The organism is Rhodococcus sp. MSC1_016 (assembly GCF_023667485.2).
Taxonomy (GTDB): domain Bacteria; phylum Actinomycetota; class Actinomycetes; order Mycobacteriales; family Mycobacteriaceae; genus Rhodococcus_F; species Rhodococcus_F oxybenzonivorans.
This window is the reverse complement of record NZ_JAMOZI020000002.1, coordinates 398191-424945: the sequence shown is the minus strand read 5'-3', so window position 1 is coordinate 424945 and position 26755 is coordinate 398191. Positions and strand designations below refer to the sequence as shown.

27 protein-coding genes and 2 pseudogenes are annotated in these 26755 nt (G+C 66.1%); 6 read left to right on the top strand and 23 right to left on the bottom strand.

Annotated features, from left to right (window positions below; all coding sequences use genetic code 11):
- Position 1: 1 nt before the first annotated feature.
- Genes L1080_RS34300 through L1080_RS34280 form a run of 5 tightly spaced genes read right to left on the bottom strand, consistent with a single transcriptional unit; the run spans position 2 to position 3902 of the window.
- Complete coding sequence (locus L1080_RS34300) at positions 2–988, bottom strand: aromatic/alkene monooxygenase hydroxylase subunit beta (protein ID WP_250776858.1); 987 nt, start codon at positions 986–988, stop codon at positions 2–4.
- Positions 985–1332, bottom strand: coding sequence for an MmoB/DmpM family protein (locus L1080_RS34295; RefSeq protein WP_250776860.1), 348 nt, complete (start codon positions 1330–1332; stop codon positions 985–987). The genes L1080_RS34300 and L1080_RS34295 overlap by 4 nt, the downstream gene beginning before the upstream one ends.
- Entirely contained in the window at positions 1333–1593 is a 261-nt protein-coding gene (locus L1080_RS34290) for a toluene-4-monooxygenase system B family protein (RefSeq protein ID WP_250776861.1), read from the bottom strand. It abuts the gene before it with no gap.
- A 26-nt stretch (positions 1594–1619) separates the two neighbouring features.
- A complete protein-coding gene (locus L1080_RS34285; protein WP_250776862.1) occupies positions 1620–3116 on the bottom strand; it encodes a YHS domain-containing protein in 1497 nt (498 codons plus the stop codon).
- Between the two features lie 42 nt (positions 3117–3158).
- Positions 3159–3902 (bottom strand): hypothetical protein, encoded by a 744-nt coding sequence (locus tag L1080_RS34280; RefSeq protein ID WP_250776864.1) that lies wholly within the window; start codon positions 3900–3902, stop codon positions 3159–3161.
- 778 nt (positions 3903–4680) lie between these two features.
- Between L1080_RS34280 and L1080_RS34275 the strand changes: the two genes are divergently transcribed.
- A complete protein-coding gene (locus tag L1080_RS34275; protein ID WP_250776865.1) occupies positions 4681–4989 on the top strand; it encodes an alkylmercury lyase in 309 nt (102 codons plus the stop codon).
- Positions 4990–5492: 503 nt separating this feature from the next.
- Here L1080_RS34275 and L1080_RS34270 read toward each other — a convergent pair.
- From L1080_RS34270 to L1080_RS34225, 10 genes and pseudogenes are all read right to left on the bottom strand, one after another.
- Entirely contained in the window at positions 5493–6017 is a 525-nt protein-coding gene (locus tag L1080_RS34270) for a flavin reductase family protein (protein WP_250776866.1), read from the bottom strand.
- A 9-nt stretch (positions 6018–6026) separates the two neighbouring features.
- Positions 6027–6377 (bottom strand): cupin domain-containing protein, encoded by a 351-nt coding sequence (locus tag L1080_RS34265; protein WP_250776868.1) that lies wholly within the window; start codon positions 6375–6377, stop codon positions 6027–6029.
- A gap of 10 nt (positions 6378–6387) precedes the next feature.
- Positions 6388–7845 carry a 4-hydroxyphenylacetate 3-hydroxylase family protein gene (locus L1080_RS34260; protein WP_250776869.1) on the bottom strand — a complete coding sequence of 486 codons (1458 nt, stop codon included), beginning with the start codon at positions 7843–7845 and terminating at the stop codon, positions 6388–6390.
- Between the two features lie 2 nt (positions 7846–7847).
- A complete protein-coding gene (locus tag L1080_RS34255) occupies positions 7848–8534 on the bottom strand; it encodes a DUF2848 family protein (RefSeq protein ID WP_250776871.1) in 687 nt (228 codons plus the stop codon).
- Positions 8531–9340, bottom strand: a complete 810-nt coding sequence (locus L1080_RS34250) for a carbon-nitrogen family hydrolase (RefSeq protein ID WP_250776872.1) — start codon at positions 9338–9340, stop codon at positions 8531–8533. The genes L1080_RS34255 and L1080_RS34250 overlap by 4 nt, the downstream gene beginning before the upstream one ends.
- A complete protein-coding gene (locus L1080_RS34245; protein WP_250776874.1) occupies positions 9340–10008 on the bottom strand; it encodes a GntR family transcriptional regulator in 669 nt (222 codons plus the stop codon). Before L1080_RS34245 ends, L1080_RS34250 begins: the two co-directional genes overlap by 1 nt.
- Before the next feature lie 59 nt (positions 10009–10067).
- Positions 10068–11414 carry an MFS transporter gene (locus L1080_RS34240; RefSeq protein ID WP_250776875.1) on the bottom strand — a complete coding sequence of 449 codons (1347 nt, stop codon included), beginning with the start codon at positions 11412–11414 and terminating at the stop codon, positions 10068–10070.
- Positions 11415–11890: 476 nt separating this feature from the next.
- Positions 11891–12049, bottom strand: a complete 159-nt coding sequence (locus L1080_RS34235; protein ID WP_250776877.1) for a hypothetical protein — start codon at positions 12047–12049, stop codon at positions 11891–11893.
- 4 nt (positions 12050–12053) lie between these two features.
- Positions 12054–12314, bottom strand: a complete 261-nt coding sequence (locus tag L1080_RS34230; protein ID WP_250776879.1) for a hypothetical protein — start codon at positions 12312–12314, stop codon at positions 12054–12056.
- A 185-nt stretch (positions 12315–12499) separates the two neighbouring features.
- Positions 12500–13270 (bottom strand): annotated as a pseudogene (locus tag L1080_RS34225) (PDDEXK nuclease domain-containing protein); the annotation flags it as partial.
- Between the two features lie 94 nt (positions 13271–13364).
- Here L1080_RS34225 and L1080_RS34220 point away from each other — a divergent pair.
- From L1080_RS34220 to L1080_RS34200, 5 genes are read left to right on the top strand one after another with little or no spacing between them, the layout of a single operon-like run.
- Complete coding sequence (locus L1080_RS34220; protein ID WP_459032452.1) at positions 13365–14516, top strand: tyrosine-type recombinase/integrase; 1152 nt, start codon at positions 13365–13367, stop codon at positions 14514–14516.
- Positions 14513–16009 carry a tyrosine-type recombinase/integrase gene (locus L1080_RS34215; RefSeq protein WP_459032450.1) on the top strand — a complete coding sequence of 499 codons (1497 nt, stop codon included), beginning with the start codon at positions 14513–14515 and terminating at the stop codon, positions 16007–16009. Before L1080_RS34220 ends, L1080_RS34215 begins: the two co-directional genes overlap by 4 nt.
- Positions 16009–16332, top strand: a complete 324-nt coding sequence (locus L1080_RS34210) for a hypothetical protein (RefSeq protein ID WP_459032448.1) — start codon at positions 16009–16011, stop codon at positions 16330–16332. The genes L1080_RS34215 and L1080_RS34210 overlap by 1 nt, the downstream gene beginning before the upstream one ends.
- Positions 16329–16952: a hypothetical protein gene (locus L1080_RS34205; RefSeq protein WP_250778060.1), complete on the top strand. Its 624-nt coding sequence runs from the start codon at positions 16329–16331 to the stop codon at positions 16950–16952. The genes L1080_RS34210 and L1080_RS34205 overlap by 4 nt, the downstream gene beginning before the upstream one ends.
- On the top strand, positions 16952–17188 hold the full coding sequence (locus L1080_RS34200; protein ID WP_250778058.1) for a hypothetical protein: 237 nt from the start codon (positions 16952–16954) through the stop codon (positions 17186–17188). Before L1080_RS34205 ends, L1080_RS34200 begins: the two co-directional genes overlap by 1 nt.
- Positions 17189–17272: 84 nt before the next feature.
- On the opposite strand, the pseudogene L1080_RS34195 reads toward L1080_RS34200, so the two are convergent.
- The 8 genes and pseudogenes from L1080_RS34195 to L1080_RS34160 form a co-directional block, all read right to left on the bottom strand.
- Positions 17273–17584 (bottom strand): annotated as a pseudogene (locus tag L1080_RS34195) (DUF1016 N-terminal domain-containing protein); the annotation flags it as partial.
- Positions 17585–17771: 187 nt separating this feature from the next.
- Positions 17772–18308 carry an RNA polymerase sigma factor gene (locus L1080_RS34190; protein ID WP_250776678.1) on the bottom strand — a complete coding sequence of 179 codons (537 nt, stop codon included), beginning with the start codon at positions 18306–18308 and terminating at the stop codon, positions 17772–17774.
- Between the two features lie 144 nt (positions 18309–18452).
- Positions 18453–18872: a hypothetical protein gene (locus tag L1080_RS34185; RefSeq protein WP_250776679.1), complete on the bottom strand. Its 420-nt coding sequence runs from the start codon at positions 18870–18872 to the stop codon at positions 18453–18455.
- A gap of 181 nt (positions 18873–19053) precedes the next feature.
- Complete coding sequence (locus L1080_RS34180; protein WP_250776680.1) at positions 19054–20004, bottom strand: C39 family peptidase; 951 nt, start codon at positions 20002–20004, stop codon at positions 19054–19056.
- Positions 20005–20143: 139 nt separating this feature from the next.
- Positions 20144–21013 carry a hypothetical protein gene (locus L1080_RS34175; protein ID WP_250776681.1) on the bottom strand — a complete coding sequence of 290 codons (870 nt, stop codon included), beginning with the start codon at positions 21011–21013 and terminating at the stop codon, positions 20144–20146.
- 209 nt (positions 21014–21222) lie between these two features.
- The gene (locus L1080_RS34170) at positions 21223–23139 is read right to left on the bottom strand and encodes an Hsp70 family protein (protein ID WP_250776682.1); all 1917 of its coding nucleotides are present in this window, start codon (positions 23137–23139) and stop codon (positions 21223–21225) included.
- 236 nt (positions 23140–23375) lie between these two features.
- Positions 23376–24803: a GTPase gene (locus L1080_RS34165; RefSeq protein ID WP_250776683.1), complete on the bottom strand. Its 1428-nt coding sequence runs from the start codon at positions 24801–24803 to the stop codon at positions 23376–23378.
- On the bottom strand, positions 24800–26689 hold the full coding sequence (locus L1080_RS34160; protein WP_250776684.1) for a dynamin family protein: 1890 nt from the start codon (positions 26687–26689) through the stop codon (positions 24800–24802). The genes L1080_RS34165 and L1080_RS34160 overlap by 4 nt, the downstream gene beginning before the upstream one ends.
- Positions 26690–26755: the final 66 nt, after the last annotated feature.

The window sequence follows — 26755 nt, the reverse complement described above, 5'->3', positions numbered from 1 at the left end:
GTCAGTTCCCGAACGGCAGCGCAAGCCGGAAGCTGCGGGTGGCGGCGATGGCTGCCGACGCCGCGTCCGGATTGTCCGGCAGCTCGGCGCAGAAGGCCTCGATCGCGGCGTCCGCCAACGGAACCCAGCGGTCGAGCCAGCGCTGGATGACGGCGACGTTCTGCGGGTTCTGTGCCATGTGCTTGACAAGCTCGGTCGACCAGCGGCGTGATCGTTCGCTGTCGCGCAACGCGGCCTCGGCGACGAGCGCGAAGAGGGTGTCCCCGTGCCGGCGGGCGCTGATCGCCTGCTGACGATAGAACGCCTCGTCGATCGCCGGCTTGGCTACCAGGTTGAGTGCGACGAAAGCTTCAGCCCAGTCCCGGGTGCCGAGCACACACTCGAGCAGCTCCCGGAATCGCTGCCACGCCGGCAGTTCCTCCCAGTGCGACCGCTCCGAGGTGCCGAGGCCGAACGACGGATGCGACTGCGCGAGCTCGGCGGTGCGGTAGGCGACATGGGAGAGCCACCGCAGCTGGTCGGCGCTCTGGAAGGCAGCACAGTTGCTGATCGTGCTGGCCGGGGCCATGTGCACCAGGTACGCGCTGGCCATCTGCGCGGTGTGCAGCAGGTAGCGGCCGGGGGCGTAGAGCGTGGCCAGGCTGGCGACCCACTCCGAATCGAGACCCTTGTCGTGCTCTTCCTCGTTGTGCTGGTCCAGCAGGCCCTCGACGTAGTTTTCCTGACCGTCCTGCAGGATGTTGTAGGACCGGTAGACGAGCTCGTCCGGGTCGCGGAAGCCGTCCCAATCCTCGTGCTGGATCGGGCTGCCGTTGCGGTACTTGCGGTACCAGTCCGCCATCGGGCCTTCGTGGGCGACGTCCCAGGGCTGTTCCTGGTCACGGGTGTGCCAGTGCAGCTTGGTGGAGACGATCTCGTACTCGCTCGGGCGCCGGCGGCGGGCGGCGAGGTGGCTCCACGTCTTCAGTGGGCGCAGTGACGCGGTCATGCGGTTTCCTCCTGGGTGGTGCTGACGGTGGCGTGGCTGGCGAGGTAGAACCGAACCCATTCGGTCCCGGTTTCGATGCGCCCGACGAACGAGGGCATGCTCACCTCGAGCTCACGCATCTGAAACGGGCGGCCGAGGTGTTCTTCGATGGTCGCTCGGTGCAGGACGCATTCCCCGCCGTCGACCTCGATGCGCACGTACGAGCCCCGGTTGCGGATCTCGACGCGCTTGCCTTCGTTGTCGACCTTGGCGGCCTCGGCGACGGCCTCGGCGATCTCGCCGGCCTGGACGACCGGGCCGACGGGGTCGGCGATCGGTGCGGTGGCAGTGGAATCGGTGCTCATCTAGGCCTCACTGAAGTAGAACTCGACGGTGTCGGTGGGCTCGAGACCGGTGTCGGCGAGCCGCATATCCCGCGGAAAGGGCTTGCTGGCGCCTTCGGCGCGGGCCCGAATGACCTTGCCGGGCTGGTCCGGAACGTGGATGCCGACCGAGTGCTCGGCGGCGGCGGCGGCAACCTCGTCGATGGTGTTCTCGGTGTCGACGGGGACGAGTTTGAGGACGAAATCGCCGTCGAACTTCGAGGAGATGGGGAACAGTGCCATGGGCTTGTCCTTGCTTTCTGGTTCGGTCAGCTGGCGGGAACGAGGAGCTTTTTGTAGGCGTCGACCCAGAGGTAGTTGTGCGCGTCGACACCGCCCTCACTGACCACGCCGAGGCCCATGTATTCGAGGGTGCCCTCGAGGTTGGCCGGCTGGATTTCGCCACCGAGGAAGCGGTCGATCAGGTTCTTGTGGTGCTTGTAGCGTTCCGGGTCCTGCTCGAAGATCCACTTGTCCACCTCGGAGGCGAAGTGGTATTTGCGGCCCTCGTGTACGAGGGTCGTGTCGTGCAGGCTGCGGCCCGGAGTTCCGACGATCGGCAGCTGGGAGACGTTGCACACCATCGGCAAGGTGGCGGGAATGGTCTTCTCGTCGCGGCCGTTGGCGAAGTTGTCGATCATGACGTCCCAGACCTTGCCGAACGTGTCGTTCCAGCCGGGGTACTTCTCCTCGAGCCAGTCGCGCTCTTCGGGGCTGACGCCGGCGGCCGGGTTCCACCACAGGGTGGGGCGCCACGAATAGGTACCCAGGTGCTGACCGTGGTGGTGTTCGTCGAGATCCCGCAGGAAGATGTCCCAGTACCAGGGCTTCTGCAGGCCGAGATCCTCGATCGACTTGATGAACTGGGTGACGATCCACTCCTGCATGAACTCCTTGAACGAGCTCTCCCGCACGTCGAGCGGCACGTAGTAGTCCATCGGGATACCGGACAGAATGGTGAACAGCCGGTAGGAACGCCAGAACGACACGTCGATGTGGTTCTGCGCCTTCGCGACCTGACCGTTCTCGATGAGCATCTGCAGCAGCGGGGTGCCCAGCTGCGCGTGCCGTGCCTCGTCGGACTGGATACTCTGGATGAGCTTGGAGAAGGTGAAGTCACCGGCATTGGCCGCGTCACCCGACAACCCGATGAACTGCAGGTTGGTGAAACCGGTCTCGAACGCGAAGTTCGCGTAGATCGAGGTTTCGACCGCGTCCCGGGTCATCATGATGTCGTCGAAGTAGTGCCGGGCACCGAGCGCGACCCAGTTGTTCGTCCACATGGTCTGGTGCGACCAGTCGAACTGCCGGTCCTTGTTGATGTACTCGTGCGGGAAGAACAGCTGGATCTGGCCGTGCCGCATCTCGTCGAGCATCCCGAAGGTCGCCATGTTCCGCATGCCGGGCGCCTTGGACCAACGGACGAAGCGTGATTCCTGCAGTGCTGCCCCGTATTCGACGAGCGCGACGGCGGCGTAGTGCTCCTTGAGGATGGAGATCCAGCCGGCGTCGGCCTTGTTGTAGAGATCGTTGCGTTCGAGCGCGGCCTTGACCGAATATGCTCCGGCGTCCTTCTGACGCTGGACGTCGACATATTCGCGGTAGGTCACCTTGTAGGGCTCGTCGTACGTTGCCCAGACTTCGTCGGGGATGCCCTCGCCGCCGCTCATCTCCGGCGGAAAGAGTTCGTCGGCGGTGATGTAGGTCGGTGTCCACTCGGTGGTCCGGGCCAGGTCGTACCAGGCGCTGCGGTCCAGTAATGCCATGTCGTTCTCCTTGTGAGTCGAGTACTTCCCGAAGTAGGGAGGTCAGCTGCCGTGCTTGCTGCCGAGCGGTCCTTCACCGCCGGGGTAGCAGAAGGTGATGCTCGGTGAGTAGAAGCCGAAGGTCACCGTGAGCGGGTCCGCGGGACGCAAGGCGTACACGTCGTGATTGGGATCGAGGAACTCGAGGGACTCGACCTCGAATCCATCCGCCATGTCGGCGACGAAAGGGTATCGGCCGCTGGTGAAACCATCGTCCTCCCCGCGGGTGATGTAGCGCAGTTGACCAGTCGATCGGGTGGGGGGGGAATCGCTGATTCGGGCCGTGGTCCGGATCGCGGGTTCGTCTCCGAGGAAGGTCGTGGCAACGACTCGATCGGTGGTGACGTCCAGTTCGGTGCGGCCCGGGCTGGTCGGAACACCACGCTCGGCGGCGTAGCGATTCATCGACTCCGAACTGTTGAAATAGTGCGTCCACCACCGGGCGGGAACCCCGGCCTCGGTGTCGAGTCCATCGAGGTCGGCACCGAGGTAGGTCAGCGAGTACGCACCGAACGAGTCGGTTGGGGCGGCGCCGTTCGAGGTCTGCATGGGGTCGGTGACGATGTATTGGTTCAGATAGCACGCCCCGTCGGCAGCGGGGGACAACCCTTCAGGCACCAGTTTCGCCACCGCCTGTGGATCGGCGGGCAACCACACCAAGTACAGCATCTGACTGTTCGCGATCAGTTGCGGTGCGTGAAGGGCACTACCGGCGCCGTGGGTCGAAGAACCCGCTGAAGGTGTCATGGCGTCTCCTGTGCTTCGAATGGATTTCGTGTGTGAAGCCACAATGTGGCATCGGACACCTTCGGCGGACTGCGCAGTCTGGACAAGTTCGGAGCGCTCGTTGGACATCGTGGAGAATCCACCCGCTCGCAGCGCGGGACGACTGCGGTGACGGCGGCTCATTCGACCGGCGACATTTCGGTCACCGTGCCGTGGAACTACCAGTCCGAGACCAGCCGAACGACCTGCTCCCCGGACCGGTGCAGCCCACAGCCGCGACCATCAATCGTTCCTGGGTCGGGTCCAGGGCATACACTTGCTCGCGATCCAAAGCGTCGTCCAACTCGATCGTCAATCTCCGATTCTCGACGACGAGGCGTTCGCATTCGTTGGACAACGCCTGCACCTGAGCAGCGAGATGCCGTATCCGTCGCTCCATGGGAGTCGTATCGCTGGAGCATGTTTGTGTATTCATGGCTATCCTCCTCGCACCCCGCAACTGGATGGGCGAGGTAGCTGAGAACGTCGGTGACGTTGGTACCGCTATCGTCTGACGGATTCCGTTCCGCACCAATGCGCACTCTGGCCCAATCCCCGCTGCCTACCGCTCCGCTGTGGCCACCTAGCCTGGGAATAGTCTGTTTCGCTTACGAAACGGGCAATTTCTTCCGCGCACGCCCTCGACAGTGCCCGCGGTTGGTCCGGCGATCAGATGGTGGGACTCACGCACCACCGAAGTTGCCCCAGGGAAACTAATAGCGGTGAGGATCGTGTGTAGCGACCGGCCCCAGGGAGACTCGTGAAACTAGAAATTCTCCACGTTCCGCACTGCCCCCACGTGGCAGTGCTCGAGAGCCGCCTCCGGCAGGCCATCGCCGGCCAGTCGGTGCAGCTGGAGATCACCCGCCGCGTAATTGGCGATCCCGGCCAGGCCGCCGCTGCCGGCATGACCGGCTCACCCACGCTGCTGGTCGATGGTCGCGACCCGTTCGCGTCCCCCGAACAGGTCCCGAGCCTGTCGTGTCGCCTCTACCCGTCCGGCACCGGACGTCTCGACGGCGCCCCCTCGGTCGCCGCGCTGCGCACCGCATTGCGCTGCGATGAGTAGCCGATCGTCGTCCCTGTTCCGTTGCGATGTGCCCCGATCATGTGCGGTGATCTGGGCACACCTTCCCGGAAACGGGTGGACAAGAGGCTGAGGCGATAGTGCGTCGACCCGCGTGCCGGTCAGTGAACAGGGCTCCGCCGGCCGGAAGATCTCGAATGTGTCAGCTCAGCATCGGGTCGAGGAATGTTTCGGTTCCCTCGAAGTACGTCGCGACCACTGTGACCTCCCCGAGCGCCGTTACCCGGGGTCTCGAAGAGGTACTTGTTCAGCACCGCCTCGGACACGTCAGCTGAGCCGACAGTCTCCGGAACATCCGTCCGACGACGAGATATGAGGTGCAGCAGAAGAACATACACATCCGGGGTAGACGCAGATCCAGTTCTTCGTCGCGAAGAGCGCGTCCAACGCGCGGTGCATCCGGGTGGTGTGTCGCCGGAGCGGGGCGGAGAGCCGCAGTCTGCGGTGGCGGTCTCCGCCCCACCGGGGAGTCATGTACCGACTTCTCAGAACAGCCACGGAACCTGATCGTGCCCGAAGTCGTGGAAATCGCCGAACCGGCCCGAATAGAAGGCCAATCCAGTTCCTTCCCGGCACCGTAGGTTGGTGACACTGCCGTAGAAGACGCGATGGTCGCCGATGTCGTGAGCGCTGTGCACATCGCACTCGATCTGCGCCAGAGCGTCCTTGATCAGCGGAAGACCGTTGTCGCCGGTATCGCAGTCGAAACCTTCGAAGCGGGCGCCGCCGCGGGTGGCGAATCGTCGGGCGATCGCTTCCTGGCGGGCACTTAGGATCGAGACCGCGAATCGTCCAGCGGTATCCACCGCGTCAGTGGTGCGCGAACCGTGAGTCAGCGACACCAAGAGTATGGCGGGGTCGAGGCTGATCGATGTCATCGAACTGATCGTCATTCCACACGATCCGCTCACCGCGTCGTCGGCGGTGACGACACAGACACCGGCTGTCAGACGGCCCATGCTGCGTCGCATCGCCGTCGGGGTGGGAACTTCGAACGTGGGCAGTGCCATGAGATTTCCCTACTTGGAGCTGTGGTAGCGCGCTTCGAAGGTAACCACGCCCTCATCGGTGCGCCACGGGCCGTGAGGCATGCCCGGCGGGCGGCAGGCGTATTCGCCGGCGCGGAAGGTCTTGTTCAGGGTCAGGTCGGTGAACGATCCTTCGAGGATGTACACCTCTTCCCAGAAATCGTGTATCTGTACACCCATCGGACTCGAGTCGGCACCAGGTTCGTACCGCAGGATGCGAGTGGCGACGCCGGTGTCGGGGTCCTTCGCGAGGATGCGCTCGGTGATCCGCGGGTTGTCACCGGGGCAGACGGTGTAGTCGACGTCGGTGACGGGGAAGAATTCGTGTTCGGGCTTGGCCATCAGGTAGTTCCTACTCGCTGTCGATCTTGTAGTTGTCGGTAAACTGCACGACCTTCTGGACGGCAGAATCGTAGTCGTAGTTCCGGTAGGTGTATGCCCCCTTGACCACGAACGGCGCTCCGGCGTAGAACATCTCGTACTGTTGGTGGCGGCCGGCGAACTCGGACCCGATGATGTCCCAGGCCAGCTTGAACAGCTTCACCCGCTCTTCGGCAGGAACACCCGGCGACTGGACGTAGCGCTGGATGTCGGGTGCGGTGAGCGGGCTGGTGAGGTCCTTGACGCTCGACGGCAACTGAAGGACGCCGCCGCCGACCAGATCACGCAGAATCGCGATCACCCGGGGATAGATCTCGGACTGTAGGCCCATCGATCCGTAGAGGGCAGCCTTGCCCGGTAGCCACATCCCCGCGTCGTCGGGTTCGGCGGTGTATTCGGCCGCCAGGACCGCGGACTGTACGCCGGAGACGAGCGCGGCGAGCTCACCGAGCTTCTCCTGAACACTCGGAATCTTGTCGACGCCGTTGACCTGGGTCACCCTGCGGGCGACACCGGCGATGAACTGCAACTTGGTTGCGAAGCGGATCTGGGCCTGCCAGTTGCCGAGAACGTGCGCACCGGTGTCGAAGAACTGCCGACGTACCCCGGTGGTATCGCGGTCGACGAATACCCGGTCCCACGGAATCAGGACGTCATCGAATACCAGGAGGGAGTCGGGCTCGTCGTAGCGACTGGTGAGTGGGTAGTCGAACCCGCTCGTAACCGCGGGAATGTAGGGGCGGCGCACGTACTGCTTGAGGCCGGCGGCATTGGTGGGAACGACGAAGCCGACCGCGAAGTCGGTGTCGTCGGGTCCGAGCGGCTTGATGCAGGACACGAAGATCTCGTCGGCGATGGCGCCGCCGGTAGCGAGCATCTGGGAACCGCGGATGATCAAGCCGTCAGCGGTTTCTTCGACCACACCCGCCTGGAGGTATTCGCCTTCCCAACCGGACGCGGTGGTGGCGCGAGATACCTGGGGAGGGATGATGGCATACGAGACGTACAGATTCTCGTTCAAGAGCCGCTTGTAGTAGTCGGAGACGTTCGCTCCGAAGTCGCGACCGCCGTCGTTGGCGAACATCTCGGGATGCGCAGCGAAGGCCGCCAGGAACGTGCCGACGTGGTCGGGACTGCGTCCGATCCATCCGTGGGTGTGTTGTGCCCAGGTCTCGATGGCGGCGCGGCGATCGGCGAGTTCGTCACGCGAGCGGGGTATTCCGAAGACCTTGTTGGCGGTCGACCCGGTTTCCGGTGCGGTGTACTGCATGCCGTTCGTCTCATCGGCGGCGAGATCGAACATCTCCGCGATGGTGTGGGCGACGGGAGCGAACGCGGGGTGTTCGAGGACGTTGTCGACCTTCTCCCCGTCGACGAGGACGGTTCGCCCATCGTTGAGCGAGGCGAGGTATTCGGCGCCTGTACGCATGATCAGAGTTCCTTTGTGGTGGTGTAGGTGTGGCGAAGGCTCTGGCCGTCGGGAAGTGTCAGTTCGAGTTCCCACTGCGTACCGGGAACGAAAGTCCCGTCGAGCAGGGGAAGTGTGCCGGCGAAGCACACGAAGTCGCTGCTGTCGTCGAAGTTGTCGAGCCGGTCAGCGAGAATCTTCAGCAGGTCCTCGGGTCGGCGTAGGCCGACCAAACCACCGGACTGGTAGAGAACGCCGTCGACCCAGCTGCGGGCGTAGCACTTGTCCCAGTCGAAGGTGGACCAGTCGCCGATCTCGATGACATCGGATCCCATCGGTTTGGGGCAGGCCTGCTTCGATTCGCCGATGTCGACGGTTTCCAGGGTGCGGTCGGTGTGATCGGATCCGACACCGAGATAGTTCTTGCCGCGGTGGCGGATGAGGACCGGCTCGATCTCACCGGAGGTGTTGTCCCCACCCACCGGTGCGGTCGCGGCGGTGGTGACGGCAGCTTCGGGCATCGGGTAGAACATTGGAACTTGCGGGGGCGGTGCGACACCGATCGCGGCGAGTTCGTCGATGTGGTGGCGGACCTGCGCCTCGTCGCGACCGGTGTATCCGGCGACGATCGAGCGGAAGCCGGTCATGTCCAGTTGGTCACTCGACCCGACCGGGTGCAGGACGAGCGGCTCGGTAGTAGTGCGTGTCATACCAGTGTCTTTCTCTTGTTCAATGCGGTGTAGTCGTCGAGCCGGTCTGCCAGGACCGGGAATTCCGCCCGGGTCCGATACACGAGGGCAGGATCGATTTCGGCGATCGTCACACCCTCACGATCGTCGGCTTCGACGACGACTCGACCCCACGGGTCGACGATGCGGCTGTGTCCGGCGAGTTCGACACCGCCGTGCGTGCCAGTGGCGTTGCAGGCGATCACGAATAGCTGGTTGTCGAGTGCCCGCGCCGCGGTCAGCAGTTGCCAGTGCTCTCGACGAGCCGCAGGCCAGGCCGCGGGGACGATGACGATTTCCGCTGCTGCTCTGACCAGTTCGGTCCACATGCCCGGAAATCGTAAGTCGTAGCACGTTGTGGCCGCGACGACCCCGTGCGGTGTTGCGCTGCTGTACAGCTGGTTTCCGGGGCTGAGCAACTGTGTCTCACGGGATTGGTATCCGAAGACGTGAACCTTGCTGTAGTGGTGGACTATCTGTCCGGTCGCGTCCAGAAGGATGGAGGTATTGCGCAGGGTGGCATCACCGCGTTGGACGATGCTACCGATGTGAATCAGGCACTTTCGCTCGCTTGCGAGTGCCGCGAACACCTGCACGGTCGGCCCATGCAGCGATTCGGCGTCGGAGTCGTATCGATCGAAATGGTTGAAGCCGACTCGCCACAACTCGGGCAGCACGATCAGGTCTACGTCCTGATCTATGCCGGCGACGGTCTCGCGGACCCGCTCGAGGCGATGCGCAGGGCTTTCGCTGTCCGGGCTGGCAACCTGGACCAGTGCAATCTTCATCAGTAGTTTCCTTCCGTGCCCCTCGGGGGACGGGTCATCGAGGCAAGGGTCGTGCTCAAGTGCGTGCGGACCGCGGCGACGGCGCGTTCAGGATCCCGGGCGGCCAGCGCGTCGGCGATCGCGCGGTGTTCGGCGACGACCTGGATTCTGCGGGCGCTGTCGGCGGTGACAATGCGGACACCCATCCGCATCTGCTTGTCGCGCAATGAGCGGTAGAAATCAGTGAGGACCGGGTTACCTGCGGTGCGGATGATCGAGGTATGGAATTCGAGATCGTGCGCGATGAATTTGACAGGGTCGCTGTCGTTTTCCTGTTGCTGGATGACGCTGTGGAGGGCGTCGGGAAGCTGACCGGGGTCAGGGGCGACCTCGGTGACCGACCATTCCTCGATAACCCGGCGTGCCTGCATAATGGCGTCGACATCACGATCGGTGACGGCGGGGATGTATGCACCCTTGTGGGGAATGCGGCGCACGTACCCTTCCGCTTCGAGCCGGAGCAGTGCTTCCCGGACCGGGGTGCGGGACAGACCGGAGGATTCGGCGATCTCGGTTTCGGTCAGAAACAACTCTTGTTCACGTGGCAGCTCGACGATGGTGTCGCGAAGCCATCGGTACGCCAGTTCCGGTGCTCGCATGGCTTCGGTGCTACGTTTCGCCGGTGCCATGTGTCGGTCCTCGTTTCTGACGCTTCACTCGTCGCGTCGATCTGATGGGTGAGTGGTGATTACCGGTTGGAGGGAGTCGGAGCAGTCGAGCCGACCATTGCCATGTCGACCGAGCGGGTCTCTGTTGTCTTCAGGGACGCCGCCAGGGACATCGCGCCCATGATCGCAAGGTAGGCGCCGATCGCGTAGCCGGTGCCGAACCACGAGTACAGGGCGATGGCCAGGATCGGAGCGATCGAGCCTGCCACCACCGATGCGAGGTTGTACGCCAGTGATACCGCCGAATACCGCACGCGCGTCGGGAAGAGCTCGGAGAAGAACGCACCGATGACGGCGCTGTAGGCGGCGAAGATCAGCAGGCCGCCGCCGACCGCCAGCATGATCGCGGCGGCATTATCCGTGTCGAGAAGGGCGAAGAAGACGAATGCCCACACCATCGTGGCCAGCGACGCACCGATGTAGATAGGACGTCGGCCGATCCGGTCGGCCAGGACCGCGAAGGCAGGGATGGCCAGCATCGCGACGACCATTCCCACCATGACGGCGTTCAAGCCGACGCTGCGTGGGAGATCCCGCATCTGGGTGACGTAGGTGATGACAAACAGGGAGAAGATATAGAAGCCGGCGTTTTCGCCGAAGCGAGTCACGGCAGCGAGAATGATGAGACGCCAATGGTCACGCACAGCTTCGCTGAGCGGCGCACGAACCGGGGCGTCGTTGCTGTCCTGCTTCGACTGCTCGAACAGCGGCGTCTCGGTGACGAACAAGCGCAGGACCAGCCCGATGATCACAAGAAGGGCAGACAGACCGAATGCGATTCGCCATCCATAGTCGAGGAAGGCGTCTTCCGACAGCGTGGCACTGAGTACCGCCATGACGCCGGCAGCCATCAGATTCCCCAGTGGGGGACCGAGATTCGGCCACGCAGCCCAGAACGCGCGATGCTCGGATCCGCCATGTTCGGACACCAGCAGCACTGCACCACCCCACTCGCCGCCCAGCGCGAAACCCTGGACGAGGCGAAGGAGCACAAGGATGAGCGGCGCCGCTACGCCGATCGCGGCGTAACTCGGCAACAATGCGATGAGAAAGGTTGACACGCCCATCAGCATCAGGCTTGCGATCAGCGTCGATCGACGTCCCTTGATGTCGCCGAGGTGACCGAGAACCGCTGCTCCGAGCGGCCTGGCGACGAAACCGACGGCATAGGTTGCAAAGGCCAACATCGTGCCGACCATCGGGTTGTCGCTGGGGAAGAAGAGCTTGTTGAACACGAGCGCGGCTGCGGTGCCGTAGAGAAAGAAGTCGTACCACTCGACGGCGGTACCGGCCAGGCTCGACGCCGCAACCACCGGAAGGCTCGTGCGGGTCGCTCGTTTGTTAGGTTTTGAGATGGCTGTTGCCATTGTCGACTCCATGTCGGTTCGTCCCTCGTTGACGGACTGTGGGTCCTGCGACCTACGCCCACGTAGATCGCGCTCAGGGCCACAGAATGGTGACGCCGGGCTCGGCGGCTGCGCCAACAGCCGTCGAGTCCCTCCCTCTCAATCTGTGATGTGGAACACCACCGATTGCTGAGTACTAGTTGTATACGACCTGCATCCAATTGGCAAGAGGCCTCCAAACGCTTGTGCCGACTCTGCGCTCGCCATCAAGGGGCGACCAAGATAGGAGTGGGCCCCGCCGCACGGTGATCCACTCTCTTGTGAGTCGACGACTTTACCGACGCCGGACCCTCCGCACCGCCGGGGTAACACCGCTAGCACTCGCCTCAGTGGTGCCGCTGATAGTGGTGACTTGGAACCCGTCGATAGGTCATCCGCCACGACCCGACAGCGGTGCGGTATCCGGCTCGTCGCTGAGAACGGGGAGGTGGCGTGGGTCAGTGTTGTCGATCGTGGCGGTTGAGTTCGTCGAGGACCTGGTCGAGGGCGGTGGTCGGGATCCGGAAGTCCGGCCCTTCCGCGTCTCGGATGTAGGCGCGCACGTTCGCGAGCAGGGCGAGGTCACGCTCGAGGTCATCGGTGGTCCGGTCGGTCACAGCGTCATCCTCTTGGTGCGTTTCGAGTGTCGGGGTGGATTCTTCGGAAGTGGGGGATAGGGATCGGGAGGAAGGCGATGCCGGTGCCGCGGAACGCCGAAGAAGCGTATTGGCTGATCTGGACGCCGCCTACGGTGCCGAACTGGTCGAGGTCCATGCGGAAGACCACCCCGTGCTGCGGGTCCCATTCGTAGGTGCCGTACCCGTGCTCGGTGTGCTGCGGCCCGGCTCTGCGGACGGTCTCTGCCTGGTGATCGGTATCCATCGGGCGCTCTCCCTATCGTGACAACACGAATACACAATGGTGCATAGCTGGGATTACAGCTGAGTAAGAAGGTTTTTCGTGCTCAAAGTCAACGGGGTAAAGGCCCGTGCTGGGTCACGGAATACGCCGCGGTAGCGCGTTGGCGGCCATCCTCTCACCGATCTCACCGGTCTCACCCCGATCGCTCATGGCTGTGCATCACCGTCCGGTCGTCGGCTCGCCTTGAGGTGGGTGAGTGTCTCGCCGACTGCGGACGCGAGTTCGTCGTCGGTGGGGACGAGTTCCCGGACGGGGGCGGGCAGGGTGGCGTAGGTGTAGTCGGCGACGGCCAACGGTGCGGTGGTCCCGGCCAGGGAGTAGCGGACGACGTTGTCGTTGCGGCCGGCGCACAGCAGGATCCCGATCGTGGGTGCGTGCTGGGTGTGATCGCGCAGGTTCTCGTCGATCCAGGACACGTAGAAACCGAGTTTGCCGACGTACTCGGGTTCGAACCGGCCGACCTTCAGCTCGACCACCACGAACCGGGCCTGGATCCAGTTGAAAAAAAGCAGATCGATGTAGAAATCGTCACCGTCGACCTCGAAGTGATACTGCCGGCCGACGAACGCGAAACCGTGCCCGAGCTCGAGCAGGAACCGCTCCAACCGGGCCATCAGCGCCGCCTCGAGCTCCCGCTCGGCGACCCGATCGCTCAGATCCAGGAAGTCGAAAACGTAGGGGTCACGAACCAACTGCTGAGCCAGGTCGGAGTCACCGGTGGGCAGGTGGTCGGCGAAGTTGGACGGCGCCGCCCCGATCCTCTGGTCGAGCCGGTTCCTAATCTGGTGAGACAGGACGTTGCGGGACCAGCCGTGTTCGAACGCCGCGGCCGCGTACCAGTCGCGGGTCGCCTGATCGTCGAGACGGTCGATCAGCACCGTCACGTGTCCCCACGGAATTTGTCCAACAGGCTGTTCTCGGTACCTCCTGAGCAATCACGACCACGTGCGGAAAGCGCCGTCTGGCGACACGCCCACGAGGTTCTCGGTACCGCTGGCGCATGCTCCTACCGTGAACCCTGTGGGCTACCAACGGTTGCGCATCGACACCCCGAGCATCGGAAGCTACTACGCCGTCGTCGACGACGAGTACGTGCCGCACGCACTCGTATCGAGGTGGCTCGAGGTCCGGTTCTTCGGTCGCGCCCATGCGGAGACTACGAGCGCGCAGTACGCGAGTTCGCTGGCCCTCTTCCTCGGCTGGGTCGAACGTACCGGCCGCGATCTGCCCAGCGCCGCGCACGACCTACATCTGTTCCAGGCGTACCTGTCCACGGCGCCCCTCACTTCGGGGCCATGTGCTGGACGGCCGCGCAGAGTTGGGCGCATCAACCGCATTCTGGTCGCGGTCCGAGAGTTCTACCGTTTCGCCGTGGCGGAAGGTGCTCTACCACGCGCCGTGCTCGACATGCTGTTCGAGATGCCCAACGAGAACGGGTTCGGTGCCCGGAACGGGCCGCGGGTACGACACCGGGGACGGGAGCCGCGCCGGGCCAGTGCACCGGACCAGGCCACCGCGGCCGAGGTGACCGAACTCCTACGGTCGGCGACCACCGCACGCGACCGGTTCCTGATCATGCTGCTCGCACTGACGGGGCTGCGGGTGGGGCAGGCTCTCGGGTTGCGCAGGCAAGACCTGCATCTCGTCCCGGACGCCTCCCGTCTCGGGCTGTCGATCCCCGGCACCGAGCAACTCTGCCGGATCCCGGGCGAACATATGCACATCGTCCGACGGCGGAACCCGAACCGCGCCTGGTCGAAGGCCGGCTTCGACTTCACCGTGCCCGTGCCGGCCATCCTGCTGGCTCTCTATGACCGGTACACCGACGAACGCGAGCGGTGCCGGGAGGCGGCAGACAATGACATGCTCGTCGTCGCGCTCAGCGGGCCGACACGCGGGAACGCCATGTCGGCTCGCAACCTCCACAAGACCTTCGAACGCCTCGCAGGTGCCGCCGGACTACGGCACATCCACCCGCATATGCTCCGCCATTTCGCAGCCTCCGAGCACCTCGCCTCGGGCACCACACGCGATGAACTGCAGACACTGCTGGGCTGGGCCAGTCCGGCCTCGGCCGAGCCGTATATCCACGTCAATGCCGACCGCAGGCGCGGCGCGGTCGACCGGTTAACCGAGCGACTGACGGCCGAGGCGTGGCAATGACCTCCGTTGCATCCGAAACTGCTGATCTGCAGGATCATCCGTTCTCCGATGCGATCGAGGCGCAATACCCGCTCGACGTCTGGGATCTGCGCGTCTTCGGCTACGCCGATGGGATAAGGAGGGCGCGCTTTCGAGGCCGTGCGGATCGCGCCGGCCGAGGAGCAACGGACATCACGCAGCGATGGCTGCTCGACGCCGCGAAGGAATGGGTTCTGCGGGCAGGACTGCGGCAGGTCAGCACGTCCTACATCGACGATGTGGTCTTGTCGCTGGCACTACTGTCGTCGACGCTCAATGAACGGAGTGATCGTGGTGACTTTCCGGATAGATTGTCTCGCAACGACATAACAGCACATTTGATCCGTCTCGGGCAGCTACGGGAGGGTGGCCTGCTTACCGTGAAGGGCCAGCAGCGCGCAGTGCGCTACCTGGCTCGCGTCCTCGAGGACACCCGCAGTTGGGGCCTTCACACGGCCGCGTCCCGCCAGGGATTACCTGAATCCTTTGCGGTGCTCCGCGACGACCTGCCTGCACGGTCGCTGCGCGGCCCAGACGAACCGAGCAGGGCCCTGCCGCGGTCCGTTGTCCGCCAACTGCTCGCGCCCGCTGCCCTGGCTCGGCTGGAAGCCCGGGGCGGAAAGTGGGCGGTCAATTGGTTCACGCTCGCGCTCGGCACCGGGCGGCGGCCCGGCGAGCTGACCGGATTGCCGCTGGAGGGATGCTTGGACTACAACGTTCACCGCGACGAAAAGGGCGTCGAGCGCAGGTATCCGGTGCTCGTGCATAACATGCCGAAGGTGGGGATCGTCGGCTACCGCCTGCCGATCAGCGGCGACATCGCAGCCGTCGTCGAGGACCAGCAACATCTCGTGCTGGCAGCGCATCAGAGCACGGATCCCAGCCGTCTGCCACTGTTCCCGGCGCCGCACCGCAACCCGGACGGGGTGCGTGCCGTCGCCACCTGGCAGGTTGCGGTGAAGCTGCGGGACTGGGTCGAGGAGCTGCCTGAGTTGCGGGCACCCGACAGCCACGAGGACGGACGAGCAGCCGACAGTGAGGGCTCACATGACTTCCCGCGGAACAAGGTCCACCCCTACGCGCTGAGGCACACCTGGGCGCAGGACCACGCCGACGCGGGCACGGCCTTGGAGGTGCTCCAGGACCTGATGGGGCATGGCAAACCCACCACCACACAGATCTACTACCGGATGACGCAGGAACGACGCCGCGGGGCGGTGACCCGGCTGAGCCGACTACAACTGTCGAACACGGGCTCGCTCGTCGCCGCCGGCCTGCGGGTGCTCGAGGCCGAGGAAGGCCTTCGTTCAGAGGTCGGGTCCGTCGCGGTTCCCTTCGGAATGTGCGTCGAGCCCACCAACGTCCAAGCCGGCGGACACAGCTGCCCCTACCGGCTGCGATGCCTTGGCTGCTCGCATTTCGGACCGATCCCTCGTATCTTCCCGAACTCTCCGAATACCTATCCCAGTTGCTGATGTCGAGAGAACGCCTCACCGCGGCGCGCGAGGAGCTCGAACCGTGGGCACGGCAAAACGCCATGCCCGCCGACGAGGAGATCGAACGGGTGCGGTTCCTGATCCGACGCTGCCAGGACGAACTCAGCTCCCTGACCGCCCAGGAGCGCGCTGAGGTCGAGGCCGCGGTCGCCCAGGTGCGCACCGCCCGGGCCGGCACCACGCAGGCCGTGCCGCTGCAGCTACTCGGGGTCGTGTCGGTCGATGAGCCTAGTGTGTTCCCCACCTCCTTCCAGCGGCTGCGTTCGGCCACCAGCGTGCCGCCGACGGGGAGGGTTCGATGACACCGTCGAGCGACGACCGCACCGCGGGCATGCGCCGCCAGCGGCACACCCAAAGCGAGGCCAAACATCACGCCGTCCGGGCCGCCGTGGATACCTGCGTAACCCGCGGACTTCCCGAGTCCGCGGCCAGCATCGCCCGGAACGCCGGAACTACAGAGACGTTCCTCTACCGGCACGAAGGCCGGCCATGCGCGATTTGCGACGAAGTTTTCGGCAGCGGACCTGTTAGCTACTACCGGGAGCAAATGCGGCGCATCACCGACTCCCGGGACCAGCGCAGTGACCGGGACGGGCGCGTCACCGCGGCCACGGCGCAAGCCGATCTTGCGAACACCAGAGCCGCGAACCAACGCCTGCGCCAACAGGTTAGGGCGCTCGAGCGAAGGCTGGGAGAAGTCACCGGCGAGCACGTCGAGGCCGGTCTCCCGGAGCTGGCCCGGCTTGCCCGGGACGTTGACCCACCCGCCGGCCGGCGCATCGCCGAGCTTTCGGACCAGGTGTGGCAGCTCACCGTCGCCCTGGCCGAACGGGACGAGGAACTCGACGCCGTCCGTCGGCTCAACACCGATCTCACGCGGCGACTCAACAGTCACACTCTCTCCCCGCGTGAGGAGGCATGATGACTGACAACTCTGACGCCCGCGATCGCGCAGCGCACCCGCCGATGTCGAGGTCGGCGGTGGTTCCTTCCTCCACCGACGCCGCCCGCATTGTTGAGATCCTGCAGCTTCTGGCCGCGTTCGACTCCACGCAACCAGCCGAGATGACCGCACCCTTCTACGAGCACGGCTACTGGGAACTGCACCTGGCCGTTCGCGATCTGCTTCGCATCCTCGGCCACGACCCCGACGACTGACCTGCGCAGGATGCACGTGCGCAAGACCACCAACGCACGCATTCTCCCAGGTAAAAACATGGATCAGTGGTCGGAAGTACCGAGAACACCCTGCTGGACGAATGCGCTCCGCGGCCACGCCGAGGCGATCTTCCGCATGTAGTGCAGGTTGCTGCGGGAGAATCCGCGCATCTCGGGAAACGCCGACCGCAGATCAATGGCGAGGCGGTCGATGACCTTGCTGCCCCACCCCTCGGCATGCTGGCGGTCCAGGATCGCGCGGCCGATGTCCCAGTACAGCAGCAGTAACTCGGTGTTGACCACCCGCGTGGCCCGGACCCGGGCCTGCTGGACCTGCGTCTTGAGGTGTTCGAGGAAGTCGCGGTAGTCGTCGGGCAGCAGTCCAGGATCACTCACCCGGTCATCTTCCCGCATGACCGAGGAACCGAACGGCAGGGCGCCCGGACCGCGACGATTGGCGTGTTTCGTGGACAGGCCACGTGGACGGGAGAAACAGCAGGAAGGTCAGCATCATTGACCGCTCAGCATTGGTGATATCTGACCCCAGGGGTGTGGCCACCCGCGTACGGCGCGGCCGGAACAGTCAGGAATCGAGTGCGGGGGTGAGCAGGGTGGCCAGTTGCTTGCGGGCACGGTGGATTCGGGTTTTCACGGTGGCGATGGTGACGCCTTGATGTTCGGCGATGTCGGCGTAGGGCAGGGCGGCGAACTCGGCGAGGACGATCGCGACCCGGAAGTCTTCCGGGAGTTGGGCCAGGGCGCGGCGGACCGCGTCGATGGTGGTGACCTGGTCGTCGAATCGGGGGGCGGGGTCTTCGAGGAGAATGCCGTACTCGCCGTCGTCGAGGCTGTCGGTGTTCTTGCGGCGGCGCACGACGGCGAGGGCGGCGTTGGCGGCGATCCGGTGCAGCCAGGTGTTGAAGCGGGCATCGCCGCGGAACTTCGGCAGGTTCTGCCAGGCGGCGGTGAGGGTGTCCTGCAGGGCGTCTTCGGCGTCGTGGGTGTTGCCGGTGATCTGCAGGCATACGTGCCAGGCGTTGGTGCGGTAGCGGCCGACGAGCTCGGCGAAGGCGTGATGATCGCCGGCGCGGCACGCCGCGATCAGGTCCGCGTCATCCATGTCTGGTCTCCCCGTGCCGTGATCACTGGTTATTCGCCGCCCCCGGGCGCCGAGGGAATCGTACCCGCCGTCACATACAGCCCGCCCGGCCAGGAACTCGGCTGCGAACCACACCAGAAATGGGGAGGGCGGGATCGGTGTGGGTTAGAGCGGGTCGATGTCGTGGTGCCCGCCGAGGTCGATGCCGGGATCGGCCGGGTCGTCGACACCGAGAAGGGTGGGGTCGACGCTGTCGTCACTGAGAAGAAGATCCTCGCCTGCCGGGAGGTCGACATCCGGGCCATCGGCGTCGACATCGGTACCGAGGTCAGGGACGACACCGTCGGTGTCGTCACCGTCTGTGTCGAGGTCGGTGTCGTCGTCGAGCAGGATGATCTCGTCGTCCTCGGGTACGACGGGGATGTCGTCGAGGTCGGGGACGAGGCCGGGGTCGACGGGGGCGGTGGTCGGGTCGAGAGCGATCTCGAGGGCCCGCGCCCACACATCGTCGGGCACGGGCGGCAGCGCGCTACCCGATACCCCTAGTGCGGCAAGGACGGAATCGTCGTCCACTGCTGCTCTCACCTCGTTTCCTTGGAGTCTGTCGGTGCGCCGGCACAGCGCACGCCCACCTGTTGGATGCACCGGATCGCCGGAAGGTTCCCGCCGAGCACCACATTTTTTTGGTCACCGTCACCGATGGCGGTGATGGTGGCGTAGTCCAGTGTGCACGTCCGACCTGTCGTCGGCTGGTAGCGACCGGCGACTAGAGGTCGATCATCGCCCACCGGCGATCGGGTGCTGTTACCGCTACCGGTGCCGCGGCCGGGTCCGGGTCCGGGTGGTCGGCCAGGTCGGGGTCGGGGGTGTCGGCGACGAGTATCCGGTGGCCCGAGTCGGCCCAGGCGTCCTCGAATTGGTCGATGGGCACCTCGAGCTGGTTGCCGTTCGGGGCGCCGGGGTCGGAGAGGATCACCACCCCGCGGGCTTCGTCGATGCCGGCGACGATGAGGAAGTGATCGGCCGTGTCGTCTTCTCGGGCTTCGCGGTCCGGGTGCCAGATCTCACCGGAGTCGACCATCGCGATCACCCCGTAGCCGTCGTCGAGTTTGGTTTTCAGGTCGTCGATCGAGCTGTCCTGCACCGTGCAGGGCACCCCTTGATCCTCGAGGAGGATCTCGAGGTTCGGCAACGTCATGCCGCGGGCGGGGTCCCCGTCCTGCATGAGCCCGAGTTCGAGGGCCCGGTCGACCAATTCCTGGGGGTCGTCGATGACCACCCCGGTGTACTGGGCGATCACCTGCGCGGCGCTCGCCGGCCCGCAGTACCCGTCGACCAGCTGGTAGAACCAGTTCACCGACCATTCCACCGGGTCCCCGTACACCCCGTCCCCGCCCGACTCGGCACCAGGAACGGGTGCGGTGCCCGGGTCGGCGACCGGCACCGGGCCTGGCGCCTGCACCTCGGCCTCGTCCCGGGGCGGCGCGAGTACCGGGGGTGGGCCGAGGTCGGGGTCGAGTGCGCTCAGGTCGATACCGGACAGATCCACCGCTGCCGCCGGGGAGTCGGCTATTCCCGTGAACGGATCCTCGTCGACCGGGCGGGGAATTGGGTCCAGGTCCTCCACGGCCGCGGTCGGTTCGCTCAGGTAGGTGTCGTCGTCGAGTGGGCCGGCGGACCAGGCTGCTGCCGTGAAATCCGCGTGCAAGTCATCCATTCGGTGCTCTCCCGGAGTGAGGTTTCGGCCCGCACCCGGCGTCGGCAGGTGGCAGGGGTGTCTTGCACCCACCGGCCGGGCACCCCGACGCGGCGGGGTGCGACGGCGCTGTGGTGGGTGGGTCGGGCTGGGGGTGGGGTCAGGCCAGGTCGGTGGGAGTGGGCTCGGCCGGTGTCTCGCCGGGGTAGGTGCCGGCCTGTTCGTGGTAGTGGTCCTCGGTGGGGATGAGGGCTTCGAACTGCTCGATCGACCCGAGGTGCCCGTCGGTGGCGGTGTCGAACGTCTCCTGGGAGCCGTCGTTGTCGGTGTCGGTGGTGCCCAGGTCGAAGGTGCCGTCACCGTTGGTGTCGACCAGGGTGTCGTTGGTGATGCCGTCGGCGTCGGTGTCGAGGGCCGCGGTGTCGAAGCGGCCGTCGCCGTTGCTGTCGATCAGGTGCAGATCCGGGTTGCCGTCGGCGTTGGTGTCGAACTGGGTGTCGGTGATCAGCCCGCCCTCGATGACGTCCTGGCGGACCGGTGCACCGGTGGCGGAGTCGAGGTGGGTGGCGAGGTCGACGGTGCCGTCGTCATCGAGGTCCTCGGCGAGCCGGACCCCGCCCGAGGTGGGGGCGATCCCGGTCTCGTAGGTGCCGTTACCGTCGGTGTCCTGCTCGACGAGGGTGATGGCACCGTCCTCGTCGATATGGGTGATGGTCTCGACTCCCTCGACGCGGCTGTGGATCAGGTCGACGAGCCCGTCGCCGTCGACATCGCGCGGTGAGGAGTACTCCCCACCCGCGACGGTGCCTGGGCCGGGGTCGGGTGCGGTTCCCGCTCCTAGATCGGTGTCACCGCTGGTTTCCGGGTTGGTGGGGGCCGCGGTGGGGGTCGGGTCACCCGCCGGCGGCTGTCCGCTGCCCGGGGTGGGGGCGGTGGTGTAGGTGGCGTCCTGCGGGTTCCCGGTCAGGTTGGGGCTGGCCGAGGTCGCGTCGGCGGTCGGGGTGTCCTGTGCGCTGCGGGGGTTGCTCATGATCAGAAGTCCTTGTCGTCGAGGAGTTTCGGGCGGGGAAAGTGGTGTTCGCTTTGCGTTGTCGAGAGTTGGATGCGGTGAGCGACCCGAAAGGTTCCCGGCCGAGCTGAAAAACTCTTCCCTGCACCCGAACACCGGTGCGCACAGCGCGGCGCCCGCCCCGGGAACAATGCCGGGGCGGGCGCGAAACGTGCGTGGTTGGTGGTGGTTTAGTTGATCAGGCCGGCGCGGGAGAGGAACGTTTTCGCCCCGGCCATGCCCTGGGCGTCGCCGAAGCTGGCCATCACCCCGGTCGAGCCGTTGGCGTACCAGATCGAGTAGGTGCCCGCGTAGCCCGGACCGTCGATGTGGGCGGCCGCGGTCCGCGGAATGTTCTCCACGATCTCGTTGTCGGTGGAGGTGGTGTCGTTGTGAAAGCCCTGCCGGATCCCGAGGACCCGCTTCTTCGCTTCCGCGGCGTCGACGCTGACGATGATCGACTGGAAGTCCTGATCGGAGATCCCGGCGGTCAACGCGCTGCCCTCCTTCAGGGTGCACTGCATCTCCACGCCACCGTTCTCGGTCTCCCCGGTGCTCTTGCACTCGGTCAGGTCGGACCGCAATGCTGCCGGAAGGGCGGTCAGGACAGCCTCTTTCGTGGTCGGAACCTCGGTGGCCCCGTTCCCGGAGGCACCCGCCGGCTCCGCGGTCGCGGGATCACCGGCCACGGGGGTGTCGGCGGCGGCCGGGGGATCGGCGGCATTCTCGTCGCCGCCGGTGAGGGTGATCGCTCCGATCACCCCGGCGATCACCACCAGCGCGGCGGCTGCGGCGCCGAGCACCATCGCCTTCTTCCTCCCGCCGCCGGCACCGGCATCAGTGTCGGTGGGCGCCGGAGTGTCGGTGGGTTGCCAGGTGGTCGCCGGGCCGGGTCCGGGTCCGGGGTTCGGGATGGGGGCGGTCGCCGCCGGACCGCCCGGGGTGCGGGGTGGGGCGGCCGGTGGTGGGCCTGGGTGCGTGTACCGCGGGGCCCCACCCACAACGGTGGTGTTGCCGAGGCCGCGGACGATCGGGGCGGCCGCGGCGATCGCCCCCTGCGCGACGACGGTCTTCGGGTCGTCGAGGGTGGCGATCGGCCCCAACGCCTTGAGGTGGTCCTGCACGATCGGGATCCGGGAGGATCCGCCGGTCAAATACAGTGCGTGCAGCCCGGTGGGGTCGGTGACGTGGGCGTCGGCGAGCGTTGCCCGAGTCAGGGTGACCGCCTTCTCCACGGCGGGGGTGATGAGTTCCTCGAACTCCTCCCGGGTGATCTGGAACTTTTCGGTGTGCCCGCCGCCGGTGACGGTGATGGTCGCCGACGGCGCCTCCGAGAGCAGTTCCTTAGCGCGGCGGATCGAATCGTCGAGGGCGTGCCGGATATCGATCGGCGCGGACCGCAGATAGTCACCGAGTTCGGGGTTGCGGGCCTCGAGTTGCTCGTCGACCCACCGGCGGATGTAGGCGTCGAAGTTCTTCCCCCCGAGCCCGTTGTCACCGCGGGCGGCGACGACGTCGAAGGTGCCGTGCTCGTTCGCGGCCAGCACCGCGATATCGAGGGTGCCGCCACCGAAGTCGAACACCGCGATCTTCGCACCCGGGGACAGGGTGTGCGAGCGCGAGTAGTAGTGCGCCGCCGCCCGCGGCTCGGACACCGTCGTCACCTGCGAGGCATCGAGGCCGAGCTGGGCGGCCGCGTCGAGGAGGACCTGGATCTCGCGGGGAGACCACGCCTCCGGGTGGGTGAGGACCAGTCGGGCGGGGGCTTGCCCGGCGTGCGCGGCCCGAGCCCGCGCCATCACCGAATCGAGGACCGCGGCAACGGGCACCGACGAGGGGATCGAGTACCCGTTGACGTGCACCACGTCCTGACCGATCACCCGTTTCGGGGAGGGCAGGTAGGCGGCCGGGTTGGTCTCGGCGCGGTTGGTGGCCACGTCCCCGACCGCGATCTGGTGCGGCGATTCGACGAACACCGCCGAGGACATCGTGGTGCGGTTGTGGCTGAGCTGCAGCGCTTCCACCGCACCGCTGACCGCACCGGTATGCGCGGCGGCGGTGTTGGAGGTGCCGAAGTCGATCCCCAGTAACCAGTCCGGCCTAGACATTGCAACCCCCCGACCTCAAACCCCACGAACAACATCCGGCGACGGCGTGGCCGCGCCCGGGCATCATGTCACGCCGGTCCACCGGCAGCGGCTTCCACGGTCGGTAGAACATCACAAGGGGTCCTTCCACACAAAAAGGGGTCTTCTTGATCGAGCGGGTATCAGTTCGATGCGCGCCGCGGGGAAAAGGTTCCCACCCCGCCCACACCAAAAATCAGGTTCGTACTCATGGTGGGTCAGGTGGCGGCGATCGTGCTGTAGGTGTGGGCCAGCACGATCAGGGCGGCGTCCTCGGCGGCGGTCATGGTCGACAGGGCCTGGGTGTGCGCCCAGTTCAGCTTCTGCTGCGCGGTGATCCGCACCTGCTCGGGGGTGGCGCTGTCGGGCAGGCCGAGTTGCCCGGCCGGGGTGCGGTGTTCGAGGAGGCGGCGTAGTTCGGTGGTGACGGGGGAGCGGGGGTCGGCCTCGAGCATGGACCGCAGGTGTTCGAACAGCACCACGGTGTGCAGGGCGGGGTCGCGGCGCAGGGTGTCCACGACGGCCCGGATCTGGTCGCGGGCGGGGTGGGTGAACGCGAGCTGGTCGAGTTCGCGGATGATCCGGCTGGCCCGGTGCACGGCGGCGAACCGGCCCAGATGCTGGGAGAGCACCCCCCGCAGCTGCGGGATCCCCGAATGCGCGGTCAACCACTCGTTCAGGGCGGCGGCGCCGCGGGCGGCGACGTCGCGGCCATGAACGATCCCGTACTCGCCGAGCAGATCGAGGAGCCGATCCCGCACCGCGGGGGGCAGGGCGGTAGGGGTATCGGTGTCGAGGGGGTCGAGGACCTCCAGGGGTCCGTGCCCGGTCAGCGACGCCAGGACGCGGGCGTCGGCCTCGGTGAGCGCCCCGGTGTGGGCGGTTTCGGCGAGCAACCCGGCGATCGGCATCACCGTCATCACGGTGTCGGCGAGCCGCCCGGCCAACACCCGGGCGTGGGCAATGGCATGCTCGAGCGGGTTGCGTTGCCCGAGAGCGCCTTCGCCGAACCCATCCGCCCGCGACAGCACCCCGAGGGTGTTCAGCGGGGTGAACCCGAGCTGTTTGAGGAAGGAAATTTCGTCCGCGCGCGGCGCGGAGTCGAACAGGAACACCGCGGCGTCGGCGTCGACCGACGCGGTGCGGGTCTGCTCGTAGCCGTCGATGAGGACCCGGCGGGTGCGGGCCTCGTTCTCGGCGGTCAGCGTGGCCAGCCCGGGGGTGTCGACCAGGGTGAAATCGCGGATCGCCGCGGACGGTAACCACCGGTGCACATACGCCACCTGCTCCGGCGGCACCCCCAGCTCGGCGGTGTGCCCGCGGGCCAAATGCACCGGCGCCCGCCCACCGTCGAGTAACACCATTTCCGCTCGGGAGGGGGCACCGTCCTGGTAGACGGCGACGATGCTGGTGGCCTCGAGGGCGGCGGTTTCGGCGACCGGCGCCCCGATCAACGCGTTCACCAGCGTGGATTTGCCGGCCTTGAGGCGGCCGACGATCACAATCCGCGGCGGGGACCAGAGGATCTGCCCGATCCGGTTGGCGTGGACGGCCAGATCCGGGGCCAGCCCGGCGAGCGCATGCAACGCCCGATCCAGACCGACCCGCACCGGATCCCAGCCCGGGGCGGTCGGGGTGGCCGTCACCGCACCCCACCCCCCACACCGGTAGGGGGAGCGGGGGTGGACAGTTCAGCGATCAACGCGTTGGCGCGGGTGATGTTGTTCTCGACCACCCGCAGATTGTTCTCCAGCCGGGTCACTTTCTTCTCCCGGGTGGCCTTGTCCGTCCGCATGGTGTCCTCGGCGTCCTTGATCTGCTTCTTCAAGGTCTCGATCGAGGTCTTCACGTGTTCGCGGTAGCGAATCACAATCTCCGGGCGGGCCAGGGCGAGGGTGGATTCGAGCATCCGCGCGGTGGTCGTCTTCGTCGTCGCGATCGTCTCCCGCAACCAGGCCAGCAGATTCGTCTTCCCGGCCCGCATCGCCTTGAACCCGAGATTGAACCCCACCCACGCCACGCCGACGACCGCCCCGACCCCCATCATCGCCGAGACCCCGATCAGACCACCGAGCATCGACGAACCCATCACCCCCATGGTGATCATCGACGGATCGAGCAGTCCCTGCCGTTTCCCGGCCACCTGATGGGTGTCGAGGGTGCGGTTCGACAACGTCGCGAGGACCTTTTCGGAGATCTCGTGCCAGATGACCTCCGAGGCGAACCTCGGTTGCACGATCTGAGTGTAGAGCTGCTCGAGGAACAGATTCACCGCCCCGGCCATCGCCGCCTGAAAATCGCGTTCCATCTCCGCGGTGAAATGCTGTGGGTTCCGTCGCAACACCGCCATCCCGTTCTTGTTGATCCGGGTCGTCCACTTCTCCCGGATACTGTCGAGGCTGCGGTCGAGATCATCGGTGGCGTGCTGACGAATCAACGTCAGATCCCGCTGCAAATACTGCTCCCACTGCGCCGAATGGTCTTTCAGGCCCTGCAACTGCGCCAACTGCGCGGTCAGATCCGGGATGACCTCACCGCTGCGGGTGATCGCCCCGATCTGAGTGCGCATATCCGCCGCCAACGAGACCAACCCCTCGGCCGCGGTCCGCAACCCGGTGATCGCCGGAAGATGTTCGGCAATCCCGAGTTTCGACCCGATCAGCTCCCGCAGCTCGGTGATCCCCGACCGCAGCTCCGCTGCGTCCCGGTCCGGGCCGGGCGGCATCTCCGCCGCGATCACCGCCCGCAGGCTCGACACCCCCACCACCGGAACCTGCCGGCCCAGATGCCGGGCCAGCAGCTCCCGATTCTCTTCGACGATCAGCCGCCAGCGGCGAATGTTCTTGTCCGTCTTGGTGACCACCACGATCAGCGACTCCACCGCGGACCCGGTCCGCTCGATGAACGCCATCTCCGGTGCCGTCAGCGGTGTACTCGCATCGCACACGATCACCAACACACACGCCTGCGATGCCGACGCTTCCGCCAAGGCGGCGTAGGACGGATCCAGCCCGCCCACCCCCGGGGTGTCGATGACGGTGACATCACCTAGCCGGCTGCCGGCAACCGGGACGATCGCCCGGGTGGGTAACTCCTGGGCTCGGTTGTCGGTGACATGGGTGCCCTCGCACGAGACCCAGTCCGCCAGGTCGGCGTGCGGGATCTGCTCGGTCCGGTCCGGGAACAGGATCTGCGCGCTCCCACCCGGCTGCTCGGGTGTGGCCTCACCGAAGCTGATCGTCGTCGACGTCGTCACGTCCACCCCCACCGGGGACGCATCCCGCCACCCGACCAGCGCATTGACCAACGAGCTCTTGCCCCGCTTGACCTCACCGACCACCACCACCGACCGGGTCTGCCCCACGGCGGCGGCCCGCTGCTCGGCGAGATCGCTGATCGCGTCATATCCGAACGGCCGCAGAATCTTCCCGGTGATCGACGTCAGCAACGCTTCGGCCCGCTCCCGCGGCGGCGCCGGGGCGGCGGGGGAGAGGTCATCGGCCGGCCGCCCGGCCCGTGCGGCACTGTCCACACCCACCCCCCCTTTCCCGTCGTCGACCTGCGCGCACCGGTGATGTGGGTGCCGGTCGAAACCCTA

Excerpts from the sequence above, each read along its gene's own strand:
- L1080_RS34290 (WP_250776861.1), bottom strand. The coding sequence starts at position 1,593 with ATGGCACTGTTCCCCATCTCCTCGAAGTTCGACGGCGATTTCGTCCTC.
- L1080_RS34175 (WP_250776681.1), bottom strand. The coding sequence starts at position 21,013 with ATGAGCAACCCCCGCAGCGCACAGGACACCCCGACCGCCGACGCGACC.
- L1080_RS34170 (WP_250776682.1), bottom strand. The coding sequence starts at position 23,139 with ATGTCTAGGCCGGACTGGTTACTGGGGATCGACTTCGGCACCTCCAAC.
- L1080_RS34215 (WP_459032450.1), top strand. The coding sequence starts at position 14,513 with ATGACCTCCGTTGCATCCGAAACTGCTGATCTGCAGGATCATCCGTTC.
- L1080_RS34180 (WP_250776680.1), bottom strand. The coding sequence starts at position 20,004 with ATGGATGACTTGCACGCGGATTTCACGGCAGCAGCCTGGTCCGCCGGC.
- L1080_RS34270 (WP_250776866.1), bottom strand. The coding sequence starts at position 6,017 with ATGGCACTGCCCACGTTCGAAGTTCCCACCCCGACGGCGATGCGACGC.
- L1080_RS34250 (WP_250776872.1), bottom strand. The coding sequence starts at position 9,340 with ATGAAGATTGCACTGGTCCAGGTTGCCAGCCCGGACAGCGAAAGCCCT.
- L1080_RS34300 (WP_250776858.1), bottom strand. The coding sequence starts at position 988 with ATGACCGCGTCACTGCGCCCACTGAAGACGTGGAGCCACCTCGCCGCC.
- L1080_RS34230 (WP_250776879.1), bottom strand. The coding sequence starts at position 12,314 with ATGGATACCGATCACCAGGCAGAGACCGTCCGCAGAGCCGGGCCGCAG.
- L1080_RS34285 (WP_250776862.1), bottom strand. The coding sequence starts at position 3,116 with ATGGCATTACTGGACCGCAGCGCCTGGTACGACCTGGCCCGGACCACC.
- L1080_RS34260 (WP_250776869.1), bottom strand. The coding sequence starts at position 7,845 with ATGCGTACAGGCGCCGAATACCTCGCCTCGCTCAACGATGGGCGAACC.
- L1080_RS34245 (WP_250776874.1), bottom strand. The coding sequence starts at position 10,008 with ATGGCACCGGCGAAACGTAGCACCGAAGCCATGCGAGCACCGGAACTG.
- L1080_RS34205 (WP_250778060.1), top strand. The coding sequence starts at position 16,329 with ATGACACCGTCGAGCGACGACCGCACCGCGGGCATGCGCCGCCAGCGG.
- L1080_RS34265 (WP_250776868.1), bottom strand. The coding sequence starts at position 6,377 with ATGGCCAAGCCCGAACACGAATTCTTCCCCGTCACCGACGTCGACTAC.
- L1080_RS34190 (WP_250776678.1), bottom strand. The coding sequence starts at position 18,308 with ATGGATGACGCGGACCTGATCGCGGCGTGCCGCGCCGGCGATCATCAC.
- L1080_RS34240 (WP_250776875.1), bottom strand. The coding sequence starts at position 11,414 with ATGGCAACAGCCATCTCAAAACCTAACAAACGAGCGACCCGCACGAGC.
- L1080_RS34280 (WP_250776864.1), bottom strand. The coding sequence starts at position 3,902 with ATGACACCTTCAGCGGGTTCTTCGACCCACGGCGCCGGTAGTGCCCTT.
- L1080_RS34210 (WP_459032448.1), top strand. The coding sequence starts at position 16,009 with ATGTCGAGAGAACGCCTCACCGCGGCGCGCGAGGAGCTCGAACCGTGG.
- L1080_RS34255 (WP_250776871.1), bottom strand. The coding sequence starts at position 8,534 with ATGACACGCACTACTACCGAGCCGCTCGTCCTGCACCCGGTCGGGTCG.
- L1080_RS34295 (WP_250776860.1), bottom strand. The coding sequence starts at position 1,332 with ATGAGCACCGATTCCACTGCCACCGCACCGATCGCCGACCCCGTCGGC.
- L1080_RS34200 (WP_250778058.1), top strand. The coding sequence starts at position 16,952 with ATGACTGACAACTCTGACGCCCGCGATCGCGCAGCGCACCCGCCGATG.